We start from the raw sequence: 24,974 nt of genomic DNA on the forward strand, positions 1-24,974 counted from the left end.
TCGGATGCGATCTCGCGCACACGGCGACCGAGACCGTCATGGACGTAGTCCAGACGACGGCCATCCGGCAGCGAACGCGACAGCAACTGGCCGGCAGCGTCATACACGGACGACGAAGCGGCCCCGTCGACGGACTCTCGGATCAGACGACCGGCCTGGTCGTAGACCCAGGTCGAATACGACCCTCCGTCCGCTCGCAGCGACGTCAGCTGGCACGCGTCGTCGTAGCCGTACTCGACGCCGCCGTCCGGACCGGTCACCCGGGCGATACGGCCCGCGTCATCCCGCGTGATGCGAGTCGTTCGGGCACCGTCGGCACCAGTCGTCGTGTGTTCGACTAGGTCGCCGTCGGCGTAGGTCCAGCTCTGGAGCAGGTCCCCAGCCGCCGAGCCGATCACGCGCCCCGCGGCATCGTAAGAGACCGACGACTCGACACCGGCGTGCAGCACGGACACGACTCGTCCAGCGGCATCGCGGCGGTACTCCGTGCGGGTGCCGTCGGGATCGATCCGGGCCGTGCGGCGTCCGTCCGCGTCGTACTCCCATGCGATCGACGACTCGCCCCGCGAGCGACGCACCAATGCGCCGCGGCGGTCGTAGGTCAACTCGTGCTCGACATCGCCGCCGTCACCACGGGTGTGGTCGGTCACGACCACCGACCGCGAGAACGCATCGCGCGACACGGTGGAAAGGCGACGGCCGTCGACGACCGTCCCGACCTCCCGCCCGGCCTCGTCGTGCAGCCACTCGGTCACGTGTCCGTCGGGGTCGCGCTGCAGCACCTGCCGTCCGGCGCCGTCGTAATCTGCCGCGGTGGTGCGTCCCCGCGCATCAGTGACACTCGTGACCTTGTCCCGGGCGTCGTAGGTGCGACGAGTCACGGCACCCAGGGGATCGGTGATCGCCACCACGCGCCCGCGAGCGTCGTACTCGTATCGCGTGATCCCGCCGAGACCGTTGATCGCCTCGATCAGCTGGCCAGCCGCGTCGTAGCGGAATCGTCGCTGCCCGTGACGGGTGTCCTGGCTCGAGGTGAGGCGCCCTGCAGCGTCGTAGCCGAAACGAGCGACGCCGTGTCCCGGTGTCCTTCTGCTCACGACACGGCCCACGGCGTCATACTCGACGCGCTCGACGTCGCCGGTCGGCAGCGTGCGCGCGACGACCCGCGAGTCGGCGTCGTAGGTCAGGGTGGTGCGTGCGCCGAGGGGGTCGACGCTCGCCGAAGCGCGGCCGCACGAGTCGTACTCGTAGGTCGTCCGGGCTCCCGAGGGGGTGACGACCGCGGTGACGCGCCCGCCGGCATCGCGCTCGAGACGTGTGAGACCGCCCTCGCCGTCGACCAGCTCGACCGGACGGCCGCAGCGGTCGTACGTCGTCAGCTCGGATGAGCCGTCGGCGGCCTCGGTCGCGACCGGGCGGCCGAACTCGTCGAAACGGAGGGTCGTGGTGCCGAACGCGTCGCGCAGGGTGCCGGTGCCGTCTGCACGGTCGACCCGCGCCTCCTGCCGGACTCCCGTCGGGTCGACGGTCGCCGTGAGCGCACCGGTGACGTCGTACTCGCGGGTCCAGTCGTGGCCGGTGGGGTCGGTGATCGTCCGCAGGCGCGAGAGACCGTCGTGCGCGAACGCCCACGACGAGCCGTCCGGCAGCTCCAGAGCCGAGACGTCGCCCTGGTCGTCGAAGCGACGCGAGACGACACGGCCGAGCGGATCGGTCGTGGTCTCGAGGTCTCCGTGCGGGCCGTAGCCGAATTCGGTGCGCGCGCCCAGGGGGTCGATGATCGCGCTCACCCGGGCACCCGCACCATGCTCGAAGCGCCAGATCGCCCCGTCGGCATCGCGACGCGAGACCAGCAGCCCCGCGGCGTCGTACGTGTAGGTCGTGCGGGCTCCCGACGGGCTGACCGCCGCCACCGGACGACCGGCGTGGTCGCGCTCGATGCGCGCCACGTCGCCGACGGCGTTCTCCGTGGCGATCAGGTCGCCGTACTCGTCGTAGTGGCAGCGGACGACGACACCTGTCGGGTCGACGACGCTCTCGAGCAGCCCGTCGCGCCAGCGCATGAGCGTACGGCCGCCTTCGGGGTCGACCAGTGCCGACGGGTTGCGCTCGGCGTCGTCGGCGTACTCGTACTCGACGACGGCGCCCGACTCGGTCACGACGGTGGTGACCCGGTCGAGGGCGTCGTAGCCGTAGGTGAGATCGGCGCCCGACGGCGTGACGGTGCGGACCTTGCGCCCGCGCTCGTCGTAGCCGTTGACGGTGACCGATCGGTCGCGCTCGGTGACCGAGACGAGGTTGCCGTTCGGGTCGTAGCTCATCGACTGGCGCTGGTCGTCGGAGTCGACCACCCCGACGAGTCGGCCCTTCCTGTCGGCCATGTAGCTGTTCGACCGGGTGCCGTCGACGTCCGAGACGACCGTCACCCGACCCGGCAGATACGCGAAGCGGACTGTGCGGCCGTGCGGCGACACCTGCAGTGTCACGCGCCCCTGCTCGTCGTACGTGTTCAGGGCCTCGACCACGCCGGAGGCGCTGGTCACCGTCGAGATCAGACCCGCGTCGTTCCAGTCGTACCGTCGCGTGCCCACCTCGTTCGCGGCGCCGGTCAGGCGCCCGGCTGCGTCGTAGGCGTACTCGACCCGGCGGCCGTCGGAGGCGGTGAGGGTCGCGACGCGACCGTCGACGTAGTCGATGTCGATCGTTCGACCACGCGCGTGGGTCAGGCGCGATGGGAGTCCGTCGGGGGCGCGGGTGACGCGGACGACGGTGCCCGCGCCTCCTCCGCTCGCCAGCCAGACGCCGGCGGGGGAGAAGGCCCACCAGCCGCCGGTGTTGTCGCGGACCACGAGGAGCGTCTCGGCGCCCGTGTCGCCGAGGCCGGGCAGGGTCGAGGCGACCTCGGCTGCGAGCCAGAAGTTCTCGCCGACGGCGCGATCCCACGAGCTGCCGAGACGGGGGAACGTGACGACGCGGCCGTCGTCCATCGTGAACGCGGCGCCCTCGTCGTCGAGGGTGAGGCCGATCTCGAGCACGGAGCCCCAGCCCGGGCCGAAGGGGCCGACGTGGTCGTCGAGCGAGTTGTAGGTGCGCGAGACCCGCAACGAGGAGGCGGCACCCGCGAAGGCGAGGTCGACCTCCGTCTCGAGGAAGTTGCCTGTGGTCGTGTTGACCGGGTCCATCGTGAAGCCGGTCGTGGGCGGCGACCCCCAGCCCTGGGCGGGCGGGACGACGAGGTCGTCGCGCTGACCCTGGACCCCGGCGGACTGCAGTGCGGCGGCGAGAGCAGAGTCCGCGACGGTCGAGACGACGCCCGAACCGCCGGCCGCCTCGAACGCGCCGGCGACCGTATTCGCCCACGCGACATCGGTGTCGTTGGCGGTCAGCCAGGTCGAGAAGCTCGAGACCACGCCGTCGGCGTGGATGACGCCCCACTGGCAGTCGGACGCGAAGTCGGCGAGCTTGCCGGAGAGCGTCGAGGGGCGGCCCGCGAGCTCGGCGTCGAGGGCTGCGCTGCCGGTGGCGAACGAGCGGAGGTCGTCGGGCTTCGCCGACGAGGTGCCGCCGCTGCCGCCGCCCGTACCGGGCGCGGGAGTCTCGCGGGTACCGACGTTGGCGTCCTGGGGCTCGAGCTGGGGCGCCGGCTCGGGCTGCTCCCGAGGCATCTCCTCGCCGCCCCAGATGCTGTCTCGCCACTCTTCGAAGCCGTTGCGATCGTCCTGGCGCTGCTGCCATTCCCGTGCCTTGCGGCGGCGGTCGTTCTCCTGCTTCGCCGCCTCCTTCAGCTCGCCGGCGAAGTCCGCTATCGCCCGGAAGCTCGTGGCGAGGGTGCTGGCACCCGTCGCAGCAGTCGCCGCGTTCGTGGTGAAGAGCTCGGAGAAGAGACCACGGAACTCCTGCGACGCGGTCGTGACGAGCGACGAGCGAGAACCGCTCTGCCCCTCGATGTCGTCCGCTGCGTTGTTGAACGCGGTGACGAGTGCGTCGGCCGTGCCGTTGTCGAACGGTACGGGCTCATTGCCGCCTTTGGGATCCCCCATGAATTGTCCTCCCCCTCAGGAGTGATGCTGCGATGTCGCGGATAGCTGGTGCTGACGCCTGCCGGGCGTCTGGCGTCGTCGTGCCGAATCTCACGGCGTCGCGTGATCTCTGACGCCCGGCGCGACGCGAACGCCCCCGTCCCCCCGGAGATCGGGGTGACGGGGGCAGTCGTCTGGTGTTACGCGCCGCCGCCGGCGGAGAAGATGTTGGCGGAGATGTTGTCGAGCTGGGTGCGGAGCTGCTCGAGCTCGGTCTTGGCCTTGTCGAGGGCGGCCTTGGTCTCGGGCCAGGTGGAGCCGCGGAAGGTCGCCGCGAGAGGTCCGTCCCAGACGTTGGGGTCGGACAGGATGCGGCCCTGAGCGTCGAGCTGCGAGATCTGGTCGGTGAAACCGCCGTTGACGATCGACTGGACCTGGCGGATGGCCGTCTTGGCCTGCTCGGTGGAAAGTACGCGTGACATGGTGATGTCCCCTTCATCTGGAATTAGCCCCCGTGCAAGACGCCCCCGGGGCTTGAACATGACGAGACTAGCTCGTCACGGCCAGGATGCACCCCTTCTGCACCGATCTGTCGGTCCCCGTTCGGGGGGTGGCAGCCTGGGGAGGGATCAACGGCGTCGCAGCCTTCGCCGGCGCAGCCGCTCGGCGCGGGGTTCGCCCCGTCGAACCGAGTTCGGCGTCGATGTTCGCCTGTGGAAAGGCCGCCGATCCTCGTCCCTGCACCGATCCGTCTGTCGCCGGGCCGCTCACGACCCTGATGGGGGACATCACAGCCGTCCGACATACCCCTATCATGCAAAGGAGGGACAGCACTTTCTAGGGGGAACGGTCTGCATGGCCAGGGGAACGAAGACACACAGCACGACTCTGCGACGGCACCGAGGGGGGCGCGCACTGGGCGTCGTCGCCATGGCGGGCGTCGTCGCACTGCTGGCCACGGCCTGCACGTCCGAGCCGACGGTCGTCGAGAATCCGTCGAAGGTCCTGCAGACCGTCGACACGGCACTCGCCACCGACGGGTCGATCACGGCCGTCTCGAGCACGGCCATCTCCGTCGACGACGCGACCCGTACCTCCTCGACGACCACCGCCGAGCACGTGCCCGCCGACGTCGCGGGCGACCTGCCGCTGCGCATCAGCACGCAGTACCGCACGACCGACGGCACGGGCACCGACCTGGCCGACCTCGACGGCTACGACGGCCGCGTCGAGATCGAGTTGACGGTCGAGAACCTCACCGTCGCCCCGCAAGACCTCAGCTACGACGTCGCCGGCGCATCCCGCACCGACGCGGCCCTCGTGGGCGCGCCCATCAGCCTCGCCGCATCGACCGTGCTGACCGGCGTCTCGCCGAGCCAGGTCATCTCCGACTCGACCGGCAGCGGCACCGGTGCCGGCACCGACGGCATCGTCAGCACCACGGAAGACGGCGACGCCGTCGTGCAGTGGGCCGCCTTGCTCGCCCCTCCGCGCTCGGGTGCCAGCACCACCCTGCACCTCGTCGCCGATGTGACCGACTTCGCCGCACCCACGATCGACCTCGCAGCGCAGCCCGGCATCTCGACCGACCTCACCGTCGACGGCGTGCTCGGGTCGGCCTTCGACTCGTCGACGACCTCGGAGCTGGCGCTGCAGCAGCGCACCATCGAGCTGGTCGGCGACGTCAACACCGTCCTGAGCCGCGCCGGCGAGACGATCACCGAGGTGCGTACGAACCTCGAGAGCACGTCCGAGACGCTCGGCGTCCGCACCGCAGAGCAGCTGAAAGAGAGCAGCTCGTCTCTCGCCAGCACGATGGACGGCCTGAGCGGCCAGCTCGGTTCGCTCGAGACCGACCTCTCGGCCACCGTCACCGGCACCCAGTCGACCGTGCTGAGCCAGCTGCAGCAGACCGTCTCGAGCGTCGACTCGCTGCTCGGCGACACGTCGGCCACGGCACCCGCCGTCACGATCGACGGCGAGGGCTGCGCCGCGGTCGTCGCCGAACCGGGTCAGACCGCCAGCGTCTACGGCAGCCTGCTGCAGGTGTCCGCCCAGCTCGACGGATACGCCCAGTCCACCGCCGGCTGCCGCGACCAGGTCGCCGCCGAGCTGCAGCGCACCGTCGGCCCGTCGAACCCCGACGCCGCGAGCTGCGCCACCGAGTCGTCGCTCACCTGCTCGCTGTTCGCCTCGTCGGTCACCGTCACGGTCGCCCTGATCGGTCTCGTGACCGACGGCGTCGCGCTCGCCGAGTCGCTCGACGCGAAGCCTGCAGTTCTCGCCATCGAGAGCAACGACGCGCTGACGGCCGATCTCGCCGCGCTCGACGCCCAGCTCGACGCCCTCGCGGCCGACGCGTCGGAGGACGACGTGGCCGAGGCCCTCGACGACCTCCGCGACGCAGCCGACGCCGTCTCGGTCGGCGTGCCGACCCTGCGCGACCAGGTCGACGCCCTGCACGACGCCGCAGAAGACGCACGGGCCGAGATCGGCGACCTGCCCGACGCCGCCGACGGCGGAATCGACCTGCCGTTCTCCGGCGACACGATGCAGGAGCAGAACGCCGAGCTCGCCGCCCGTCTCTGCGACGAGATCGGCGAGGGTATGTCCCGGAGCGAGGTCGAGCGGCTGCGGGCGTACCTGACCGATGTGGCCTGCGAGGTCCCCGAGGGAGGCGACGACGACGGGTCCGAGCCCACGCCCGAGCCCACCGGCCTGCCGACCGGTCAGCCCACGACCGCACCGACCGGTGAACCGACGGTGGCTCCCACCGCTGCGCCCGGCGGCGACAGCGAAGGAGGCGCGGCTCCCCGCATCATCGACCTCCCCATCGGTCTCGAGCCGATGAGTCAGCGTCTCGACGCGCAGGCCACCGCCTGGGACGCCGTCCTCGCGGCCTCCGACGTCGACGACGATCGTGCCCCCGGCGGGATCGGCGACACCATCGCCACCCTCGACGAGACGACCTCCGCCGTGGATGACGCCATCGATCGACTCGCGCGCACCATCGAGGCGGGCGACGGCGGGCTCGACTCGTCGATCGAGGCGCTGCAGATCAGCGTTACCAGGGCCCAGGGGCAGAACGCCGCCGTGGCGGAGAATCTCAACACGCTCAAAATCCAGCAGGACGCCCTGGCGGACGAGGTCGAGAAGGCCTTCGTCGAGGCCTCGATCGACGCCTCGAACGAGATCCAGGGACTCATCGGCGATCAGGTCCGAGAGGTTTCGACGCAGGGTGCCGCTACGCGCCAGACCGTCATCGATGCGTTCGACCGCTCCATCGTCGGCCTCTCGTCGACGTCCGACGTGGTCGTCGGCGATGCGAAGGAGACCATCGAGGGTCAGCGAGTGGACCTCGACGAGCAGACCTCCGGGCTCGCCGCCGCCATCGACGAGCAGACCGCGTCGTCGCTCGAGCGCATCGCCGCGAGCACCCAGAACTCGACGCGCGACGTCGAAGGCGCCTCGACGCTCCTCGCCGGCGACCTCGCGAAGGTCATGCTCGACCTCGGCGACCGTCAGGTGGAGGGCTCGGGGATCCTCGGAGCGATGGCCACCAGCGCGGCCAAGGCCGACACCGCCGACTTCCAGCTCGCCCTCGCGACGCAGAACGCGTCCGGCTACGCCAACGTCCGAGCGGAGGACATCGCCGGCATCATGCTCCGCCAGGCGCAGTTCACCGCGTCGCTCGAAGCAGCCACCGCCCTCCCGGCGTTCCACCTCGACGTGCCCTCCGGCGCCACGTCGACCACCCTCTACGCCTTCACGATCGGCGGCGCACGATGAGCGAGCGCGGAGCACGCCACAGCGAGACGCCCGGCGCCACGTCCGACGGGGCCGGCAGCTCGCCGAGCGCGAAGTCGACCGACTCAGTCGAGTCGGCCGCATCGACTGTGGACACCGAGACCCGCCCGCGTCGCCGTGGTCGCACCATCGCCATCGTGGCGGGTGCCCTCGTCGTCGCCGCGGCCATCGTCGTGACCGTCGTCGTCGTGCAGCCCGACGACGAACCCGTCGGCGCCCCCGTGGCCGCGACCCTCCCCGTCGCCCTGACCGCGACCGATCTGCCCGAAGGCACCACGGTCGGCGTCATCGTCACCCTCGGCCCCGGCGCCGAGGGCGCCGACTGGAACGGGGCCGCCCAGGGCGCCCTGGTCGCCGAACGGCGCCTCGAGCTCGGCGGGGCCGACATCGCCCTCGCGACCGAGAACGACGGCGGCACCGAGGCCGGCGCAGCACAGGCCGTGACCGCCCTCGTCGACCAGGGCGTCGCCGGCATCGTCATCGCCTCGTCCGGTCCGCACATCATCGGCGCGGTGACCGCCGCCGCCGACGCAGGCATCCCCGTCGTCCTCCCCTACGCCCCCGTACCCGACGGCGCCTCGGGCGACGTCTGGTCGACGGCTCCCGACGCCGCGCAGACCGGTGCCGCCCTCACCGAGGCGCTCGGCGGCGCGACCAACACGCTGCTCGTCGACGCCGGAGGCGGAGCCCCCGTCGGCGTCGAGATCGGCCGCACCGAGACGGCGTCGTCGTCAGCCGGCGACGAAGCCCTCGCCCGCGAGGTCGCCCGCCTCACCGGGTCGACTCCGCCGGCCACGAGCACGACCGCGACCGGCGACGACGTCTCGGCCACCGCCTCCCAGGAGACCGAGCCGGTCGCCGATCCGTCCGACGCCGTCCTCGTCAGCGGCTCGGCGACACGCCAGGCCGCCGTCGTGGCGCGGCTGCAGGCCGCCGACCTCGCCGTCCCCGTCGTGCTCACCCCCGACGCCACGAGCCCCGCGTTCTCCGCAGTGCTGAAAGAGGACGGCGCCAGCCTCTCCGGTTCGCTCGTCACGGTCGGCGCCGAGAGCGGCGACGCGACCGCCCTCCGCGGTGACGGCGCCGGTCGATCGGTGTCGGCGTTCCTCGGCGGAGTCCGCGTGCTCGCACAGGACCCGGACGCCGTGAACCTGACCGGCGATCAGCCGTTCTCGGCCGTCGCCGGTGCGGCCGACGCCCGCAGCCACGACGCCGTGGTCGCCCTCGTGCGTGCCGTCGAATCGGCCGGCTCGATCGAGCCCCGCGCCGTCGGCGACGCACTCGGAGCCCTCGGTCTCGGCGCCGGCGACGGCATGGCCGGCCCCGCCGTCGACTTCTCGTCGGCGCAGGCCCTCGACGCCGACGTCGCCGTGCTGAACTCGTCGTCGCAGGACCTCGGTCTGCGCCCCGCCGTCGACGACGGGTCGACGGGACTCATATGGTTCGCCGGCCCCGTCACCGCTCCCGCCGCCGGCTGACGAGAAGAACAGCGCCCCCAGCGAGCCCGCCCCACCCCACCTCCGACCGAGGAGCCCCCATGCGTGTCCTGATCGATCTCGACGGCGACCGACGGAGCATCGACGTCGACCGCTGGCAGAGCGCGGCGACCCTGGGCGAGCTCGTCACCACCGCCGGGGGAGCGCTCCACGCCGGCGACGCCGACCTCTTCGTCGACGAGGCCGCCGTGCCGCTCGACACCCCGCTCGACGAGCTCGTGCTGCTCGAGGGATCGCGCATCGCCCGCACCCCCGGCACGCGCCGACGCCAGGTCGCAGGCTGGAGCGTCACCCTCGCCGGCGGTCTCGCCGCCGGGCAGGTCGTCGAGGTGCCGCGCAGCCGGCCGCTCGTCGTCGGCCGCGCCCCGCAGGCCGACCTCGTGCTGCCGACCGCCAGCGCCTCATGGGAGCACTGCACCATCGAGAACGAGCCCGACGGCGACGGGGTCCGCATCCGCGACGCCGGCTCGACCAACGGCACCCTGATCGGCGGCGAACGGGTCGATGCCGAGGGCCTGGTCATCACCGAGGCGACGACGGCCATCGTGGGCGGCGCCGTCCTGCTCGTCCGCCCCGCTCTGGCCGAGGTCACCGTGCCGGCGCCCGGGTCGCTGCACAACCTGACCCCCGCCTCCACGGCTCCCTTCAACCGCCCGCCCCGCCCGGGCCGAGCCGACGACGGTGAACCCGTGCAGCCGCCCGACCGCAAGGAGGTGCCCCCCGCCTCGAAGTTCAGCTACATCACCGTGCTCGCGCCGCTGCTGCTGGCCGGTGCGATGGTCGCGCTGCTCGGCGACGCCCGCTTCGCGCTCTTCGCGCTGCTCAGCCCGGTGACCGCGATCGGCATGTGGCTCGAGCAGAAGCACCGCCGCACGAAGAACCTCCGCGAAGAAGAGGAGCGCTTCGAGAAGGCCATCGGCGACTTCTCCGCCGAGATCGCCGAGGCGGCGGCCGAGGAGGCGCGGCGCCGCTTCGATCTCGTCCCCGACCCGGCGACGGTGCTGCGTCGCCCCGAGCTGCCGACCACGCTCCTCTGGCAGCGTCGGGTCGGCGCCGACGACTTCCTCGCGCTGCACGCCGGCATCGGCGACGTGCCCTGGCGGCCCGCCCTCGACGACCGCGGCTCAACCCGCCGAGACGACCGCGTCAAGGAGGCCCTCGCCGCCGGGCGGCTCGCCTCGGCGCCCGTCGTCGTCGACCTGACCGACGCCGGCGTCGTCGGCATCGTGGGCGACCGTGCCGGGGCGCTCGCGCTCGCCCGCAGCCTGCTCGCCCAGGCCGCGGTGCACTGCGGCCCCGCCGACCTCACGATCGGCACCTTCTGCGACCCCGGTCGCGACGGCGACTGGGAGTGGGCCTCGTGGCTGCCGCACACCCGTCAGGTCGGCAGCAGCACCGGCGACCGCTGGATGTCGGCCCGCCGCGAGGCGAGCGTGTCGATGCTGCGCGGCCTCCGCGAGACGGTCGACGAGATGCCGACCCCCGCCCTGCTCGTCGTGCTCGACTCCGAGGTGCTGACCGAGGGGCGCGACGCCCCGGCCCGCGCGATCCTCGGTCACGGCCGCTCGACGCCCGGTTCGTCGCTGCGTCCGAACGAACGCAGCGTGCGCGTGAGCGGCATCGTCATCGCGACCAGCGAAGAGCAGCTGCCCGCGTCGTGCACCACCGTCGTCGTGGTCGGCGAGGATGCCGCCGCGACCGTGCACCGCCCCGAAGACCGCACCCGCGTCGACGACGTCGTCCTCGCGGGGGTCGACGTGCCCACCGCCGAGGAGTGCGCCCGTCATCTCGCCCACTTCGACGACCCCGAGCTGATCGTGCCGGGCGCCTCGCTGCCCTCCCTCGTGCGCCTGCCCGAGCTGCTCGGCGTCCCGCGGGTCGACGCCGAGTCCGTGCAGTCGATGTGGCGCGCCCGCACCGGTGTCTCGACCCCGATCGGGTCGTCCGAGTCGGGGGTGCTCACCCTCGACCTCGTCGCTGACGGACCGCACGGACTGGTCGGCGGCACCACCGGTTCGGGCAAGAGCGAGTTCCTCCGCTCGCTCGTCGCCGGGCTCGCCGCGCGCAACGACCCGACGCGGCTGAACTTCATCCTGATCGACTTCAAGGGCGGCGCGGCCTTCGCGGCCTGCGAGCGGCTGCCCCACACGATCGGCACGATCAGCAACCTCGACGAGCAGCTCGCCGACCGCGCCCTCCGATCCCTCGAGGCCGAGATGCAGCGCCGTCAGCGCGTCTTCGCCGAGGCGGGCGACGACATCGACAACCTCGAGGCGTATCTGGCGACGTCTCCTGCGGAGCCGATGCCGCGCCTCCTCCTGGTCGTCGACGAGTTCGCGATGCTCGCGAAGGACTTCCCCGACGTGCTCAGCTCGCTCGTCAGCGTCGCCGCCGTCGGCCGCACGCTGGGCGTGCACATGATCCTCGCCACGCAGCGCCCGGCCGGCGTGGTGAACGACGACATCCTCGCGAACACGAACCTCCGCGTCGCGTTGCGGGTGCAGAGCCGCGAGGACTCCAGCAACGTGATCGGCGTGCCGGCGGCCGCGGGCATCTCGCGCGCGCAGACGGGTCGCGCGTACGTGAAGCTCGGACAGGACGACATCACCCCCGTGCAGACCGCCCTCGTCACGGGGCGCGCCCTCGAGGCGGCGGCCGAGGCCGTCAGCGTGCGCGAGATCGGCCAGTTCGGCGTGCCCGCCCCGCGCCCGGCGCCCCCGCGCGCCTCGGCGAAAGACAGCACCGACCTCGACGAGCTGATCGACGCGATCGTCGCGGCCGACTCCGAGGCCGGCTTCGCGCCTCCTCGGCAGGTCTGGCCGGAGGCGCTGGGCGAGTCGATCGCGCTGGCCGGGTTCCCGACGGCGGACGGCGACGGCGGGTCTAGCGACGGCGAGGGGTCGGGCGACGACCGGGCGCGCCACGACCGCGTGCGCGGCGGCGGGCCGCAGGTCGGCGGGGTGGTCGGCGACCGGGTCGTCGTGGCTCTGGCCGACGAGCCCGATCTGCAGCGGCAGAGCCCCGCCGGGTGGGACATGGCGCAGGGCAACCTGCTCGTCATGGGGATCCCGGGCAGCGGCACGAGCACGACGCTCGCGTCCCTCGCGCTCGCCCTGGCGCGAGAGACCGACCCCGCCGACCTCGACCTGTACGTGCTCGACCTCGGCTCGCGCGACCTCGCGCCCCTGGCCGATCTGCCGCACACCGTCGCCTACGTCGGACCGGGTGCCGGGGCGAAGGAGCAGCAGGCGCGGTTCCTCCGGCATCTGCGCACCGACCTCGAAGCCCGCCGCGCCGACCCGAGCGGCCGTCGTCGCGCCGTCGTGCTGCTCGACGGGCTGGCCGCGCTGCGCGACGAGCTGCAGGACTACGAGGGGCAGCAGCTGCTCGACCTGCTCTACCGCGTCTACGCCGACGGGCCCGCGCTGGGGCTCTCGTTCGCCGTGTCGACCACCCGCGCGAAGGCGGTGCCGTCGGCGATGGACGAGGTGACGACGCAGAAGTGGCTGTTCCGCCTCGCCGACCCCTACGACTACGCATCGCTCGGGGTGAAGGGCAAGAGCATCCCCGCGCCGGTGCCCGGTCGTCTCGTCGACGTGACGAACCGGCTGCAGATGCACGTCGCGACCCCGGCGGGCAGCCTCGTCGAGGCCGTCGCGCACGTCGCCTCCGTCTGGAGCGACGCCGCCCCCAAGTCCAACGCCATCGGACAGCTGCCCGACGACGTGCGCGTCGACGAGCTCGGCCTCGCCCCGACCTTCGACGACGAGCCGTGGCGACTGCCGATCGGCATCGGCGAAGACGACCTGACCCCCGCCGTGCTCGAGGTCTACGAGGGCGAGCACGTGCTCGTGGCAGGGCCCGCGCGGTCGGGCAAGTCGACGCTGCTGCTGGCGATCGCCGAGTCGATCCGGTCGGTGTCGGGTTCTGCGCGGCCCGTCGTCTGGGGCATCGGCGACCGCCGTTCGCCGCTCGCCCACGCTCCGCTCGACCGGGTCGCCGTCGGCGCCGACGAGGTGCCCGCGCTGCTCGCAGCGCTCCGTCTCGAACGCGGACCGGTCGTGCTGCTGATCGACGACGCCGAGCGCTTCGACGACACCGACCAGTCGATCGCGACCCTGCTCGCATCGAACCGGCCGGGCCTCTGCGTCATCGCGGCGGGTCGGTCGGCCGACCTGCGCACGCTCTACGGGCACTGGACGAAGACCGTCCGCAAGTCGCGCTGCGGTGTGCTGCTGCAGCCCGACGTCGACTACGACGGCGAGCTGCTCGGCGTGCCGCTGCCGCGGCGGGCGCCGGTCGCGCTGACCCAGGGGCGCGGCTACGCCGGTGCAGGAGGCGCGGTGCGGCTCGTGCAGGCGATGAGCCCGAGCGTCGCGGAGCCGGCCCGCACGGCCTGACCCGCGCCTCCTCGGCGTCGTGCCTGCGGTCGCCGGCGTGCCGGGCCGGGGCGTGCTGGGGTGCGCTGAGGTGCGCTGGGGTGCGCTGAGGTGCGCTGGGCGTGCTCCGCTCGGCGTGCTGGGGTGCGCCCGCACGCAGCCGGATCGAGGGTGGTCAGAAAGCGTCCTTCCGGGCGCCGTGAAGGGCGTCTTCTGACCACTCAGGTGTTCTGCCGACGTGGGCGCGGTCGCGGGGTCGAGTGGTCAGAAAGTGTCCTCCTGCGCGCCGTGAAGGGCGTTTTCTGACCACTCGAGTGCGGTGGCGACGTCGGCGACGCCGGGGTGGGGCGGTCGCGGGTGGGAGCGGGGTGAGTGGTCAAAAACTGTCCTTCCGCGGGCCGCGAAGGGCGTCTTCTGACCACTCGAGTGGGGTGGCGATGCCGGGGTGGGGCGGTCGCGGGTGGGAGCGGGGTCGAGTGGTCGGAAACTGTCCTTCCGTGGGCCGCGAAGGGCGTTTTCTGACCACTCGAGTGGGGTGGCGACGCTGGGGCGCGGCGCGGGCGCGGGGTCGAGTGGTCAGAAAGCGTCCTTCCGCGGGCGGTGAAGGGCGTTTTCTGACCACTCGATGGGGCGACCCGCGCACGCACGCCGGCCGGCCGGGCGGACCGACGGCTAGTCGCGAGTCGTGATGCTGAAGGGCGAGCTCTCGAGGTTCGTGAAGTTGCCGACCGTGGCGCGCAGCACGCACGCGGGCGCGATCGACAGCGCCGTGACCACGAGCCCGTCGGACGACACCGCCAGCGCCCCGCCGCAGCCGTCGGCGAACCGCACGCCCTCCTCGCCGCCCGCAACGTCGACGAGCATCTGCGACGGCGACCCGGTGCTCGGGCTCGAGTACAGCGGGTTCAGCTCGTCGGGACCGCCAGCCCAGACGGGCACGAGGGTGACGGTCAGCGGCGTCTGGCTGACCGTGCGCGACGGCGTCACGACCTGGACCCCGAGGAGGCGCTGCGCCGGATACGCGGATCCGGTCACGGTCTCGTCACCGGTCGCCTCGGTCGTCGCCGCCGCTGCCGCATCGAGCCAGGCGTCGAGCGCCGTGGCGTCGGCGAACTCCGCCGGGAGCGTCGCCTCGACCTCGACCTGACCGCCCGCGGGCACCTCGACCCCCGTGAGGGACCAGCCGCAGTCGACCGTCACCCCGGTGACGGAGGGCTGGTTCCGGGTGCCGGTCGCTCCCGTCCAGGTGACGGGCGGGCAGCCGTCGCCGTCGGCGGCCGCGGGCAGCACCTCGAGCAGCGGGCCGGTCAGCGGGGCGCTCTGCGCGGCGTAGGCGATCGTCACCGAGACGGTGCCCGCCTCGGGGTCGTAGCTCGCGTCGCGGACGATCGACAGCCCCGTCGGCAGCGCCGTGTCGCGCTGGCTGGCCGTGGCCGCATCGGGGGAGGTGGGGGTCTCTTCGGCGGGGGAGTCGCCCGGCAGCAGCACGACGAGCCCGATCACCAGCGCGGCGATCAGCACGACGCCCAGCCCGGCGAACGCCGCGACCTTGTTCGTGAGCCAGACGGGTCGCCACCCGGGGGTGGCGGTCTCAGCCGCCGCGGCCGCACGGGTCGGCGGTGCCACGCGACGGGGCATCGGCCGCACGATCGTGGCCGAGCCACCTGTGCCGAGGTCGGGTCGGGGCTCGGCGAGGGCGGCCGCGGCCGCGTCGGAGCCGGCCGCGTCGGGGTCGCCGGCCGCCCCGGGGGACCGGCTCGCGCCTCCTGGGATGGTGTCGGGCGAGGCGGACCCGGCCGCCGCACCACGGACGATCGTCGCCGGCCGTTCGACGTCGTCGAAGCCCTCGGGTGCGACCACCGGTGCGAGTGCCGGCAGCTCGGCGTGGGCCGCTGCGAGCCGACGCATCGAGCTCGCCGCGTCGGCGGCCGACGGGCGTGCGGCAGGGTCCTTCGACAGCACCGACTCGAGCGCAGCCCACAGATCGGCCGGCACGTCGAGGGGAGGGGGAGTCGAGGTGACATGACGGTAGGCGACCGTGAAATCGGTGCCGGGCCCGGCGAAGGGCGTGCGGCCCGAGAGGAGCTCGTAGAGCATCACACCGGTGGCGTAGACGTCGCCGGGCCCACCCGAGCGACCCTGACTGATCAGCTCGGGCGACATGTACTGCGGCGTGCCGAGCAGCCCGGTGGTCTGCCTCAGCTTCTCGTCGACCACCGAGGCGATGCCGAAGTCGCTCACCCGCACGGCACCGGTCAGACCGGGGCGCCACGGCTCGGAGAGCAGCACGTTGTCGGGCTTCACATCGCGGTGCGTGACCTGGCGTGCGTGCGCGGCCGCCAGGGCGTCGAAGACCTCGGCGACGAGATTCAGGGCGTCTCGAGCGGGCAGCGGACCGGACGCGGCGAGCAGATCGCGCACCGAGCCGCCGGGCACGAGGTCCATCACGATCGCGAGACGGTCACCCTCGACCACGAGGTCTCGCACCCGCACGATGCTCGGGTGACGCAGCGAGAGCAGCACCGAGCGCTCGCGCACGAACCGCTCGACCAGGCCTGCGTCGTCGGCGTGCTCGGGTTTCAGCAGCTTGGCGGCGGCCTCGCCGGAGTCGGCGGGTGCAGCGTCGGCAGGCGAGCCGTCGGCGGCGCCGTCGACGGCGCCGTCATGCGTCACCTCGGCTCGCGACACGGAGACGCGCCAGACCTCGCCGACCGCGCCGGTGCCGATCAGCTCGACGAGTCGATAGGACGCACCGAGAGCCTCCCCTGACCGCGACTGCGCCACTGCTTCCCCCTCGTGTACCCCCGTGCGGACGATCCGGGCCCGCGCCCGACCGTTCCACCCCTCATCGTACTGACCGCACCGGCACCGGGATGCGCGCGGCGCGGGGCGCTGTGGAGACGACGCGACGCAAGCCGCGGAGACGACGCGACGCACGCCGCGGAGACGACGCTGATCACGCTGTGGAGACGACGCGACTCACACCCATCGGGCGTGCTGGACCTCTGTCGGTGGTCGATGCCATGCTCGATCCATGGCTACCCTCACTCGTCCCCGCCGCGGCAAGGTCATCGCCGGCGTCTGCGCCGCGCTCGCCAACCGCTTCAACCTCAGCCCGTTCTTCGTGCGACTGCTCTTCGTGCTGTCGATCGTGCTGCCCGGGCCCCAGGTGCTGCTGTACGTGGTGCTCTGGGTGCTGTTCCCGAAAGAGAAGTAGGCGCGACCTGCCGCGTGGCGCTGGCCAGGCCGACCCCGCTCAGCGACGCGTGAGCGTCTGCAGCAGCGACTCCTGCAGGTAGCCGAGCCAGTCGAACACGGCGAGCATCGCGCGGAGGTGCGGTTCGGCGTCGTCGGGCATCCCCTCGTCGGTGACGCCGAGGCGGGTTCCGAGGGTCAGCCGCAGATCGGTCAGGCTCCGCAGCCACGCCTGCTGGGCGGCGGTGTCGAGCCGGCGCTCGTCGGGGCGAGGTCCGCGCGGTCTCGACCCGCGCCTCCTCGGCTCCGTGTCGGCGGTCGTCGGGCCGGTGTCGTCGCCCGACGGCTCGAGCGGCCGGTCGGCGAGGGTCGCGAGCACGACGCGGGCGTTCGCGATCTTACGATTCGTCAGATCGTCGGCGGTGAACCGTCTGAACTCCGAGGCGGCCTCGGCGTCGTCGGGGTAGGCGGACGGCAGGAGGCGCGCGACGGCGGCATCGTCGGCGTCACCGTGCTCGAGCAGCTGCACCACCTGCCTGGTCAGGTCGATCAGCAGCGCGCGCTCGTGCTCGGGCAGCTCGAGCAGCACGTCGTCGCCGCCGCGCTCGCGACGGAACGGCAGCTTCACTCGTCGGCCTTCGACACGGTCGCCCACAGGCCGTAGTCGTGCAGAGCCTCGACGTGGCGTTCCATCTGCTCGCGGGGCCCCGTCGCGACCGTCGCCTTGCCGCTCGTGTGCACCTGCATCATCAGGCGTTCGCAGCGTGCCTTCGGGTAGCCGAAGTAGGTCTGGAAGACATAGGTCACGTATGACATCAGATTGACCGGGTCGTCCCACACGAGAGTCACCCACGGGGTGTCGGGGGCCCCGAGGAGGCGCAGGTCGGCCTCGGCCCGGGTGCCGGTGCGTTCTTCGTCGAGGGTCGTGCTCACCTCACCAGGGTGTCACGCCCGGCCGTCGTGGGGTCGCCCGGCGCCCGGGGCCTACCCGGTGCCGGGCGGTCGCGTTATGCTGGGGCGGTCGCGACTGGCGTTCAGATGGTCGACCATCGGGGAGCGACTGACACACGGTTGGTGGCCGTACGCCTGGGCCACGACACCAGATCCCGTCCGTCCCGTGTGCCGAGGAGCAGTCCCATGACCGTCAACCAGAAACTCCCGTCGACCTTCAACGAGCCGCTCTCGGTCGTCGACCCCGAGATCGCCGCCGTGCTCGAGCAGGAGCTGGGCCGACAGCGCGACTACCTCGAGATGATCGCGTCCGAGAACTTCGTGCCCCGCGCCGTCCTCGAGTCGCAAGGCTCCGTGCTGACCAACAAGTACGCCGAGGGCTACCCGGGTCGCCGTTACTACGGCGGCTGCGAGTTCGTCGACGTCGCCGAGAACCTCGCCATCGAGCGCGCCAAGTCGCTGTTCGGCGCCGACTTCGCCAACGTGCAGCCCCACTCGGGCGCGCAGGCCAACGCCGCGGTGCTCGCCGCGCTGGCCGACATCGGCGACACCATCCTCGGTCTCGAGCTGTCGCACGGCGGTCACCTGACCCACGGCATGAAGCTGAACTTCTCGGGCAAGATGTACAAGGCGGTCGCCTACGAGGTCGACCCCGAGACCTACCTGATCGACATGGACGTCGTCCGTCGTCAGGCCATCGAGCACAAGCCGAAGGTCATCATCGCCGGCTGGTCGGCCTACCCGCGTCAGCTCGACTTCGAGGCGTTCCGCGCCATCGCCGACGAGGTCGGCGCGTACCTCTGGGTCGACATGGCCCACTTCGCGGGTCTCGTCGCGGCGGGCCTGCACCCGTCGCCCGTGCCCCACGCCCACGTCGTCTCGTCGACCGTGCACAAGACCCTCGCCGGCCCGCGCTCGGGTGTGATCCTCTCGAACCACGAGCCGCTGTTCAAGAAGCTCAACTCGGCCGTGTTCCCCGGCCAGCAGGGCGGCCCGCTGATGCACGTCATCGCGGCCAAGGCCACGGCGTTCAAGCTCGCCGCCGAGCCCGAGTTCAAAGACCGCCAGGAGCGCACGATCCGCGGCGCTCAGCTGCTCGCCGCCCGCCTGATGAAGGACGACGCGCAGGCGGCCGGCGTCGACGTGCTCACCGGCGGCACCGACGTGCACCTCGTGCTCGTCGATCTGCGGGCCTCCGAGGTCGACGGCAAGCAGGCCGAGAACCTCCTCCACGAGGTGGGCATCACCGTCAACCGCAACTCCGTCCCGTGGGATCCTCGTCCGCCGATGACGACGTCGGGCGTGCGCATCGGCACGTCGGCCCTCGCGACACGCGGCTTCGACGATGCCGAGTTCACCGAGGTGGCCGACATCATCGCCCTCGCCCTGATGCCCGAACCCGACATCGCGGCCCTCGCGGCACGGGTCAAGGCGCTGACCGACGCGTTCCCCCTCTACGCGTGACGGTGGGCGCGACCGGGTCGACCCGCGCCTCCTCGGGAGACGTCGTCGATCCGGTGCTCGACGTGCCGGCCGCTGATGCGCCGACGGCTGATGTGCCGACCGCCGGTGCGGCGGCCGACGTGCCGACCGCTGATGTGCCGACGGCCGAGGTGCCGGTGCTCGACGCGCCGGTCGTGCCTCGCGAGCGGTTCGTCGCCGGTGACGAGTCGACCGCGATCCGCATCGACGGGACGGCGCTCGCCGCGGCGGTGAAAGACGACCTGAGGGTGCGGGTCGAGGCGCTGAAGGCGCGGGGGATCGCCCCGGGGCTCGGGACGATCCTCGTCGGCGCGAACCCGGGGTCGCTCTCGTACGTCGCGGGCAAGCACCGCGACTGCGCCGAGGTCGGCATCGAGTCGATCCGCATCGACCTGCCCGATACCGCGAGCGAGGCCGAGATCCGCGGCGCCATCGAGACGATGAACGCCGACCCCGCGGTCACCGCCTTCATCATCCAGCTGCCGCTGCCCGCCGGCATCGAGCCGACGGCCATGCTCGAGCTGATGGACCCGGCGAAGGACGCCGACGGACTGCACCCCGTCAACCTCGGCGAGCTCGTGCTCGCGGTGCCCGGCGGCAAGGGGTCGATCGACACGCCGCTGCCCTGCACACCGCGCGGCATCGTCGAGATGCTGACGGCGTACGACATCCCGATCGCGGGGCGGCACGTCACGATCATCGGCCAGGGGCTGACGGTGGGGCGCCCGCTCGGGCTGCTGCTGACGAGGCTCGAGGCGACGGCGACGCTGACCCACTCGCGCACGGCCGACGTCGCCGCCGAGGTGCGTCGCGCCGACATCGTCGTCGCGGCCGCCGGCGTCGCGGGGCTCGTGAAGCCCGACTGGGTCGCACCCGGGGCCGCCGTGATCGACGTGGGCATCACCCGCGTGCTGAACGACGAGACGGGCAGGTACCGGCTGCGTGGCGACGTCGACCCGGCGGTCGCGTCGGTCGCCGGGTTCCAGTCGCCGGTGCCGGGAGGGGTGGGGCCGATGACGCGCGCCATGCTGCTGAAGAACGTGGTCGAGGCCGCCGAGCGCTGATCCGCCGAGCGCGCGGCGCCCGGCGCCCGTCGCCCCCGGACCACGACGCCACAGACTCGACACGACGCCACGCGATCCGGTGGCGGCGTGTCGAGTTCGTGGCGGCTTGATCCCCCACGACGCCAGAAGGTGGACACGACGCCAGGTTTAAACCCGGCGTCGTGTCCACCTTCTGGCGCGCTGGCGCGCTAGGCGTCGCGGCGCGCGCCCTCGTCGGCGTTCACCGTGAAGACGGTCGGGGCGGCGAAGCCCGCCTCGGCGAAGGCCGCGACGACGGCCTGCTCGACCGCGGCGCGTGCCTCCGTCGGCACGAGCGCGATCGCCGAGCCGCCGAAGCCGCCGCCCGTCATGCGGGCGCCGAGGGCACCCGACGCCTGGGCGGTGGCGACCGCGAGGTCGAGCTCGGGCACCGAGATCTCGAAGTCGTCGCGCATCGAGACGTGCGAGGCGTCGAGCAGGTGCCCGATCGCGCGGGCGCCGTCGGTCCGCAGCGTGCGGACGGTGTCGAGCACGCGCTGGTTCTCGGTCACCACGTGGCGCACGCGGCGGAACGTCTCGTCGTCGAGCACCTGCTCGGCACGAGCGAGGTCGTCGGCGTCGAGATCACGCAGCGACGAGACGCCGAGGGCTGCGGCCCCTCTCTCGCAGGAGGCGCGGCGATCGACGTACCCGCCGGTCGCGTGCGCGTGCTCCACCTTCGTGTCGACCACGAGCACCTCGAGGTCGGCGGCGGCGAAGCCCAGCTCGACGACGTCGGCGTCGAGGCTGCGGCAGTCGAGGAACACGCCCGAATCGGCCCGCCCGAGCAGCGACGCGGACTGGTCCATGATGCCGGTCGGTGCGCCGACGGCCTCGTTCTCGGCGAGCTGACCAACGGCGGCGAGCGTCGAGCGGTTGACGTCGATCGACCAGAGCTCGGCGAAGGCGAGCGCCACCGAGCATTCGAGGGCGGCCGACGACGACAGGCCGGCGCCGACGGGCACGTCGGACTCGACGAAGAGGTCGAGACCCGTGGCGGTCGACAGGTCGACACCCGACAGGTCTCCGCCGGCGGCGCTGAACGCGGGGGACTCGGCACGGGTCGGGGCGACCTGCAGCGCCCAGGCGATGCCGAAGACGTAGCTCGACCAGCCCGACATCGACGCCGGGTCGAGGGCGTCGAGCGAGATCTCGTGCACGCCGGCCTCGAACGACGACGAGACGCGGAGCAGGCGATCGGTGCGGACGCCGACGGTCACGGTGGTGCGTCGGTCGATGGCGAACGGCAGCACGAAGCCGTCGTTGTAGTCGGTGTGCTCGCCGATGAGGTTCACGCGGCCGGGGGCCGACCAGCGGCCGACGACCTCGGTGTCGAAGACGTCGGAGAACCCTCGGGGTGTGGTGGTGTCGGTCATGCGCGTTCGATCGCCTCTCTGATCAGGTCGGCCTGGGCCTCGGGCACGAGGTCGCCGATCCAGGCTCCCATCGCCGCCTCCGAGCCGGCCAGGAACTTCAGCCGCTTCTCGGCTCGTCGCGGCGACGTGATCTGCAGGTTGAGCCGCACGGTGTCGCGGCCCACGTTGACAGGAGCCTGGTGCCAGGCCGAGATGTACGGGGTGGGGTCGCCGTAGAGGGCGTCGACCCCCCGCAGGAGGCGCCGGTACATGATCGCGAGCTCGTCGCGTTCGTCGCCGGTCAGCCCCGCGAAGTCCGGCACGTGACGATGCGGCAGCAGGTGGATCTCGATCGGCCAGCGGGCCGCGAAGGGCACGAACGCCGTGAAGTGCTCGCCGGCGAGCACGACGCGCGGGCCCTCGCGCTCGGAGTCGAGCAGGTCGGCGAACAGCGTCGGGCCGTACGACTCGATGCTGCGCAGCAGACCCAGCGTGCGGGGCGTGATGTACGGGTAGGCGTAGATCTGACCGTGCGGGTGGTGCAGCGTGACGCCGATCGCCTGGCCGCGGTTCTCGAACGGGAAGACCTGCTCGATGCCGGGCAGCGCCGACAGCGCCTCGGTGCGGTGCGCCCACGCCTCGACGACGGTGCGGGCACGCGACTCGCTGAGCTCGGCGAACGAGCCCTCGTGCTCGGGGCTGAAGCAGACGACCTCGCAGCGGCCGACGCTGCGGCGCGTGCGCCCCATGCCGAGGCGGGCGAGGTCGTCGACGCCCTCGGGCGCCTGGTCGTCGGTGAGCAGGGGGCCGAACGAGGGCGAGCGGTTCTCGAAGACCGCGACGTCGTAGACGTCGGGGATCTCGGACGGATTGGTGGGCGACGCCGGGGCGAGCGGGTCGAGCTCGGCCGGGGGCAGGAACACGCGGTTCTGCCGTGACGCCGCGATCGACACCCAGTCGCCCGTCAGGACGTCCTGTCGCATCGTCGCGGTGTCGGGGCGCGGGTCGAGCACGCGGGCGTCGGCCTTGCGGTCGGGGCCGAGCGTCGTGTCGGCGTCGTCGAAGTAGATGAGTTCACGCCCGTCGGCGAGCACCGTGGTGCGGGTGGCGATCGACGCCATGGGGGAGCCTCCTCGGTCGTGCCTCGCACCGCGGGATTTGCAGTTGCGAAAGCACCTGAAAGCATACGAAAATGACGGGGTGAACGCCAACCCGATCGACGAGCAGCTGCCGGCCGGTCGCCGCCGTGATCGGATCGCCGACCTGGTCGGTCGGCGCGGCTTCATCCGCACCGCCGAGCTCGCCCGTGAATTCCGCCTCTCCGAGGTGACGATCCGCACCGACCTCGAGAGTCTCGCCTCCGACGGTCTGCTCTCACGCGTGCACGGGGGTGCGCTGTCCCTCGACAGGCCGGTCGTCGAGCGCCCGTTCGAAGAAGAGAGCTCGGTCGGCATCGAGGCCAAGCGGGCCATCGGGGTGACCGCCGCCTCCTTGGTCCGGTCCGGCGACTGCGTCGTCATCGACGTCGGAACGACGACCACCCAGATCGCCCTCGCGCTGCTCGAGCGAGACGACCTCGACGACGTCGTGGTCGTGACCAACGGTCTGACCATCGCGCTCGCGCTCGAGCAGGCGGTGCCGCGCTTCACGGTGATCGTGTCGGGCGGCACGCTCAGGCCGCTGCAGCACTCGCTGGTCAACCCGCTCGCGACCAGCGTGTTCGCGAGCATCACGGCCGACGTCGCCTTCATCGGCTGCACCGGCGTCGACGCCGCGCACGGGGCGACCAACGTCAACCTGCCCGAGACCGATCTGAAGCGGCTGATGACGCAGACCGCGCGGCGGTCGTATCTGGTCGCCGACGGGGCGAAGCTGGGGGAGGCGCACCTCGGCGTCATCGCTCCCCTCGACACCTTCGAGGCGCTCGTGACGGCCGGGGCGTCGGGTGCTGAGATCAGCGGACTCCGAGGTGCCGGTCTCACAGTGATCGAGGCCGATCGGGACGACGACGCGGCGGCGCGTGACGATGGCGGCCATCGCCACGAGGGCCATCACCGCCCTGAGGGTGACGAGACAGGAGACGCGACATGACCGAGCCATCCAGCGAGGGCCCCCGCCCGGCGACCATCCATCCGCCCACGGGTGCGCAATACCGCCTGTCGCTCGACGAGGCCGGGCACGAGGTCGGCGCGATCGTGACCGAGGTCGCAGCGGGCATCCGGGCGCTGTCGGTCGACGGGCATGCCCTCACCGAGACCTTCGCCGAAGACGAGACCCCGCCGTCCGCCTGCGGCATCACGCTGTTCCCGTGGCCGAACCGGGTCGACGGCGGCCGGTGGACCCTCGACGGCGTCGTGCAGCAGCTCGATCTCACCGAGCCCTCGAAGGGCAACGCGTCTCACGGCCTGCTGCGGTACACGGCCTACCGGCCCCTCGTCGTCGAGCGGCATGCGGTGACCCTCGGGGCGACCGTCCACCCGCAGCACGGGTTCCCGTTCCAGCTCGACCTGACCGTGCGGCACGAGCTGGTCGTCGACGGCATGCGGGTCACGCAGACCGTCGCGAACGTGGGTCGGGGCAGGGCGCCGTTCGCGGTCGGCGCCCATCCGTTCCTCCGGGTCGGCGACCACGACCCGGCGACGCTCCGGGTGACGCTCGACGCGGCCACCCGGTCCGAGGTCGACGATCGCAGCATCCCGACGGGTACGGCGCCGGTCGCCGGCACCGAGTACGACCTCACCGGCGGGCCGCTCGTCGGCGACCTCGATCTCGACACCGGTTACCGCGACATCGCTCCCGACGACGCCGGCATCCGCCGGACCCGCCTCACGGCCCCCGACGGCTGGGCCACCGAGCTCTGGCAAGACGAGGCCTTCCCGTTCGTGCAGGTCTTCACGCCTCGCAACTTCCCCCGCGGGGGCGTGATGGGGCTCGCGGTCGCCGCCGAGCCGATGACGGCTCCCGCGAACGCCCTGGCGACGGGTGAGGGGCTCGTCTGGCTCGACGAAGGCGAGACCTGGTCGGCCCGGTGGGGCATTCGGCGGACCCGCGCTTGACCCCGATCCGCTGAGAGGCTGTCCTGTTTGCGCACTCTCACGCAGATCGTTTCCTTGTATGAGAAAGCGCGATACCGTGAATCGTCCGGCTGGTTACCGGACGACAGTCGCCGGGTAACGCAGGTGGCCGCTCTTTTCCTGATCCGAATGGC

General features: G+C 72.3%; 15 protein-coding genes and 1 riboswitch. Of the genes, 8 read left to right on the forward strand and 7 right to left on the reverse strand.

Annotation, left to right across the window (positions count from 1 at the left end; all coding sequences use genetic code 11):
* Nucleotides 1–4,040: DUF6531 domain-containing protein (locus tag IFT51_RS11865; RefSeq protein ID WP_192061298.1), on the reverse strand; the 4,040-nt coding region annotated here is incomplete at its 3' end.
* A 179-nt stretch (nucleotides 4,041–4,219) separates the two neighbouring features.
* Nucleotides 4,220–4,501, reverse strand: coding sequence for a pyrophosphorylase (locus tag IFT51_RS11870; RefSeq protein ID WP_192061299.1), 282 nt, complete (start codon nucleotides 4,499–4,501; stop codon nucleotides 4,220–4,222).
* Nucleotides 4,502–4,949: 448 nt separating this feature from the next.
* Here IFT51_RS11870 and IFT51_RS11875 point away from each other — a divergent pair, with 448 nt between their 5' ends.
* From IFT51_RS11875 to IFT51_RS11885, 3 genes are read left to right on the forward strand one after another with little or no spacing between them, the layout of a single operon-like run.
* Nucleotides 4,950–7,808 carry a PT domain-containing protein gene (locus tag IFT51_RS11875; RefSeq protein WP_244637264.1) on the forward strand — a complete coding sequence of 953 codons (2,859 nt, stop codon included), beginning with the start codon at nucleotides 4,950–4,952 and terminating at the stop codon, nucleotides 7,806–7,808.
* On the forward strand, nucleotides 7,805–9,304 hold the full coding sequence (locus tag IFT51_RS11880; protein ID WP_192061301.1) for a hypothetical protein: 1,500 nt from the start codon (nucleotides 7,805–7,807) through the stop codon (nucleotides 9,302–9,304). Before IFT51_RS11875 ends, IFT51_RS11880 begins: the two co-directional genes overlap by 4 nt.
* A gap of 59 nt (nucleotides 9,305–9,363) precedes the next feature.
* A complete protein-coding gene (locus IFT51_RS11885) occupies nucleotides 9,364–13,722 on the forward strand; it encodes an FtsK/SpoIIIE domain-containing protein (RefSeq protein WP_192061302.1) in 4,359 nt (1,452 codons plus the stop codon).
* A 651-nt stretch (nucleotides 13,723–14,373) separates the two neighbouring features.
* Here the strand turns inward: IFT51_RS11885 and IFT51_RS11890 are convergent.
* A complete protein-coding gene (locus IFT51_RS11890; protein WP_192061303.1) occupies nucleotides 14,374–16,485 on the reverse strand; it encodes a protein kinase in 2,112 nt (703 codons plus the stop codon).
* Nucleotides 16,486–16,735: 250 nt separating this feature from the next.
* Between IFT51_RS11890 and IFT51_RS11895 the strand changes: the two genes are divergently transcribed.
* Nucleotides 16,736–16,918: a PspC domain-containing protein gene (locus IFT51_RS11895; RefSeq protein ID WP_192061304.1), complete on the forward strand. Its 183-nt coding sequence runs from the start codon at nucleotides 16,736–16,738 to the stop codon at nucleotides 16,916–16,918.
* 39 nt (nucleotides 16,919–16,957) lie between these two features.
* Here the strand turns inward: IFT51_RS11895 and IFT51_RS11900 are convergent, their stop codons facing one another.
* Together IFT51_RS11900 and clpS are read right to left on the reverse strand one after the other, a co-directional pair.
* Nucleotides 16,958–17,524, reverse strand: coding sequence for a DUF2017 family protein (locus tag IFT51_RS11900; protein ID WP_371740778.1), 567 nt, complete (start codon nucleotides 17,522–17,524; stop codon nucleotides 16,958–16,960).
* Nucleotides 17,521–17,829, reverse strand: coding sequence for an ATP-dependent Clp protease adapter ClpS (gene clpS / locus IFT51_RS11905; protein ID WP_192061305.1), 309 nt, complete (start codon nucleotides 17,827–17,829; stop codon nucleotides 17,521–17,523). The genes IFT51_RS11900 and clpS overlap by 4 nt, the downstream gene beginning before the upstream one ends.
* Before the next feature lie 80 nt (nucleotides 17,830–17,909).
* A riboswitch (ZMP/ZTP riboswitch) is annotated at nucleotides 17,910–17,995 on the forward strand.
* Nucleotides 17,996–18,033: 38 nt separating this feature from the next.
* Here clpS and glyA point away from each other — a divergent pair.
* Nucleotides 18,034–19,311, forward strand: coding sequence for a serine hydroxymethyltransferase (glyA, locus tag IFT51_RS11910; RefSeq protein WP_192061306.1), 1,278 nt, complete (start codon nucleotides 18,034–18,036; stop codon nucleotides 19,309–19,311).
* 173 nt (nucleotides 19,312–19,484) lie between these two features.
* Entirely contained in the window at nucleotides 19,485–20,393 is a 909-nt protein-coding gene (locus IFT51_RS11915) for a bifunctional methylenetetrahydrofolate dehydrogenase/methenyltetrahydrofolate cyclohydrolase (RefSeq protein WP_192061424.1), read from the forward strand.
* 188 nt (nucleotides 20,394–20,581) lie between these two features.
* Here IFT51_RS11915 and galK read toward each other — a convergent pair whose 3' ends face one another.
* Together galK and galT are read right to left on the reverse strand one after the other, a co-directional pair.
* Nucleotides 20,582–21,787 carry a galactokinase gene (gene galK, locus IFT51_RS11920; RefSeq protein ID WP_192061307.1) on the reverse strand — a complete coding sequence of 402 codons (1,206 nt, stop codon included), beginning with the start codon at nucleotides 21,785–21,787 and terminating at the stop codon, nucleotides 20,582–20,584.
* Entirely contained in the window at nucleotides 21,784–22,887 is a 1,104-nt protein-coding gene (gene galT, locus IFT51_RS11925; protein WP_192061308.1) for a galactose-1-phosphate uridylyltransferase, read from the reverse strand. Before galT ends, galK begins: the two co-directional genes overlap by 4 nt.
* A 79-nt stretch (nucleotides 22,888–22,966) precedes the next feature.
* Between galT and IFT51_RS11930 the strand changes: the two genes are divergently transcribed.
* Together IFT51_RS11930 and IFT51_RS11935 are read left to right on the forward strand one after the other, a co-directional pair.
* Nucleotides 22,967–23,857, forward strand: a complete 891-nt coding sequence (locus tag IFT51_RS11930) for a DeoR/GlpR family DNA-binding transcription regulator (RefSeq protein WP_371740780.1) — start codon at nucleotides 22,967–22,969, stop codon at nucleotides 23,855–23,857.
* The gene (locus IFT51_RS11935) at nucleotides 23,854–24,822 is read left to right on the forward strand and encodes an aldose 1-epimerase family protein (RefSeq protein ID WP_192061309.1); all 969 of its coding nucleotides are present in this window, start codon (nucleotides 23,854–23,856) and stop codon (nucleotides 24,820–24,822) included. The genes IFT51_RS11930 and IFT51_RS11935 overlap by 4 nt, the downstream gene beginning before the upstream one ends.
* Nucleotides 24,823–24,974 lie beyond the last annotated feature (152 nt).

Origin of the sequence: Frigoribacterium sp. CFBP 13712, assembly GCF_014842255.1 — a bacterium.
Lineage (GTDB): Bacteria > Actinomycetota > Actinomycetes > Actinomycetales > Microbacteriaceae > Frigoribacterium.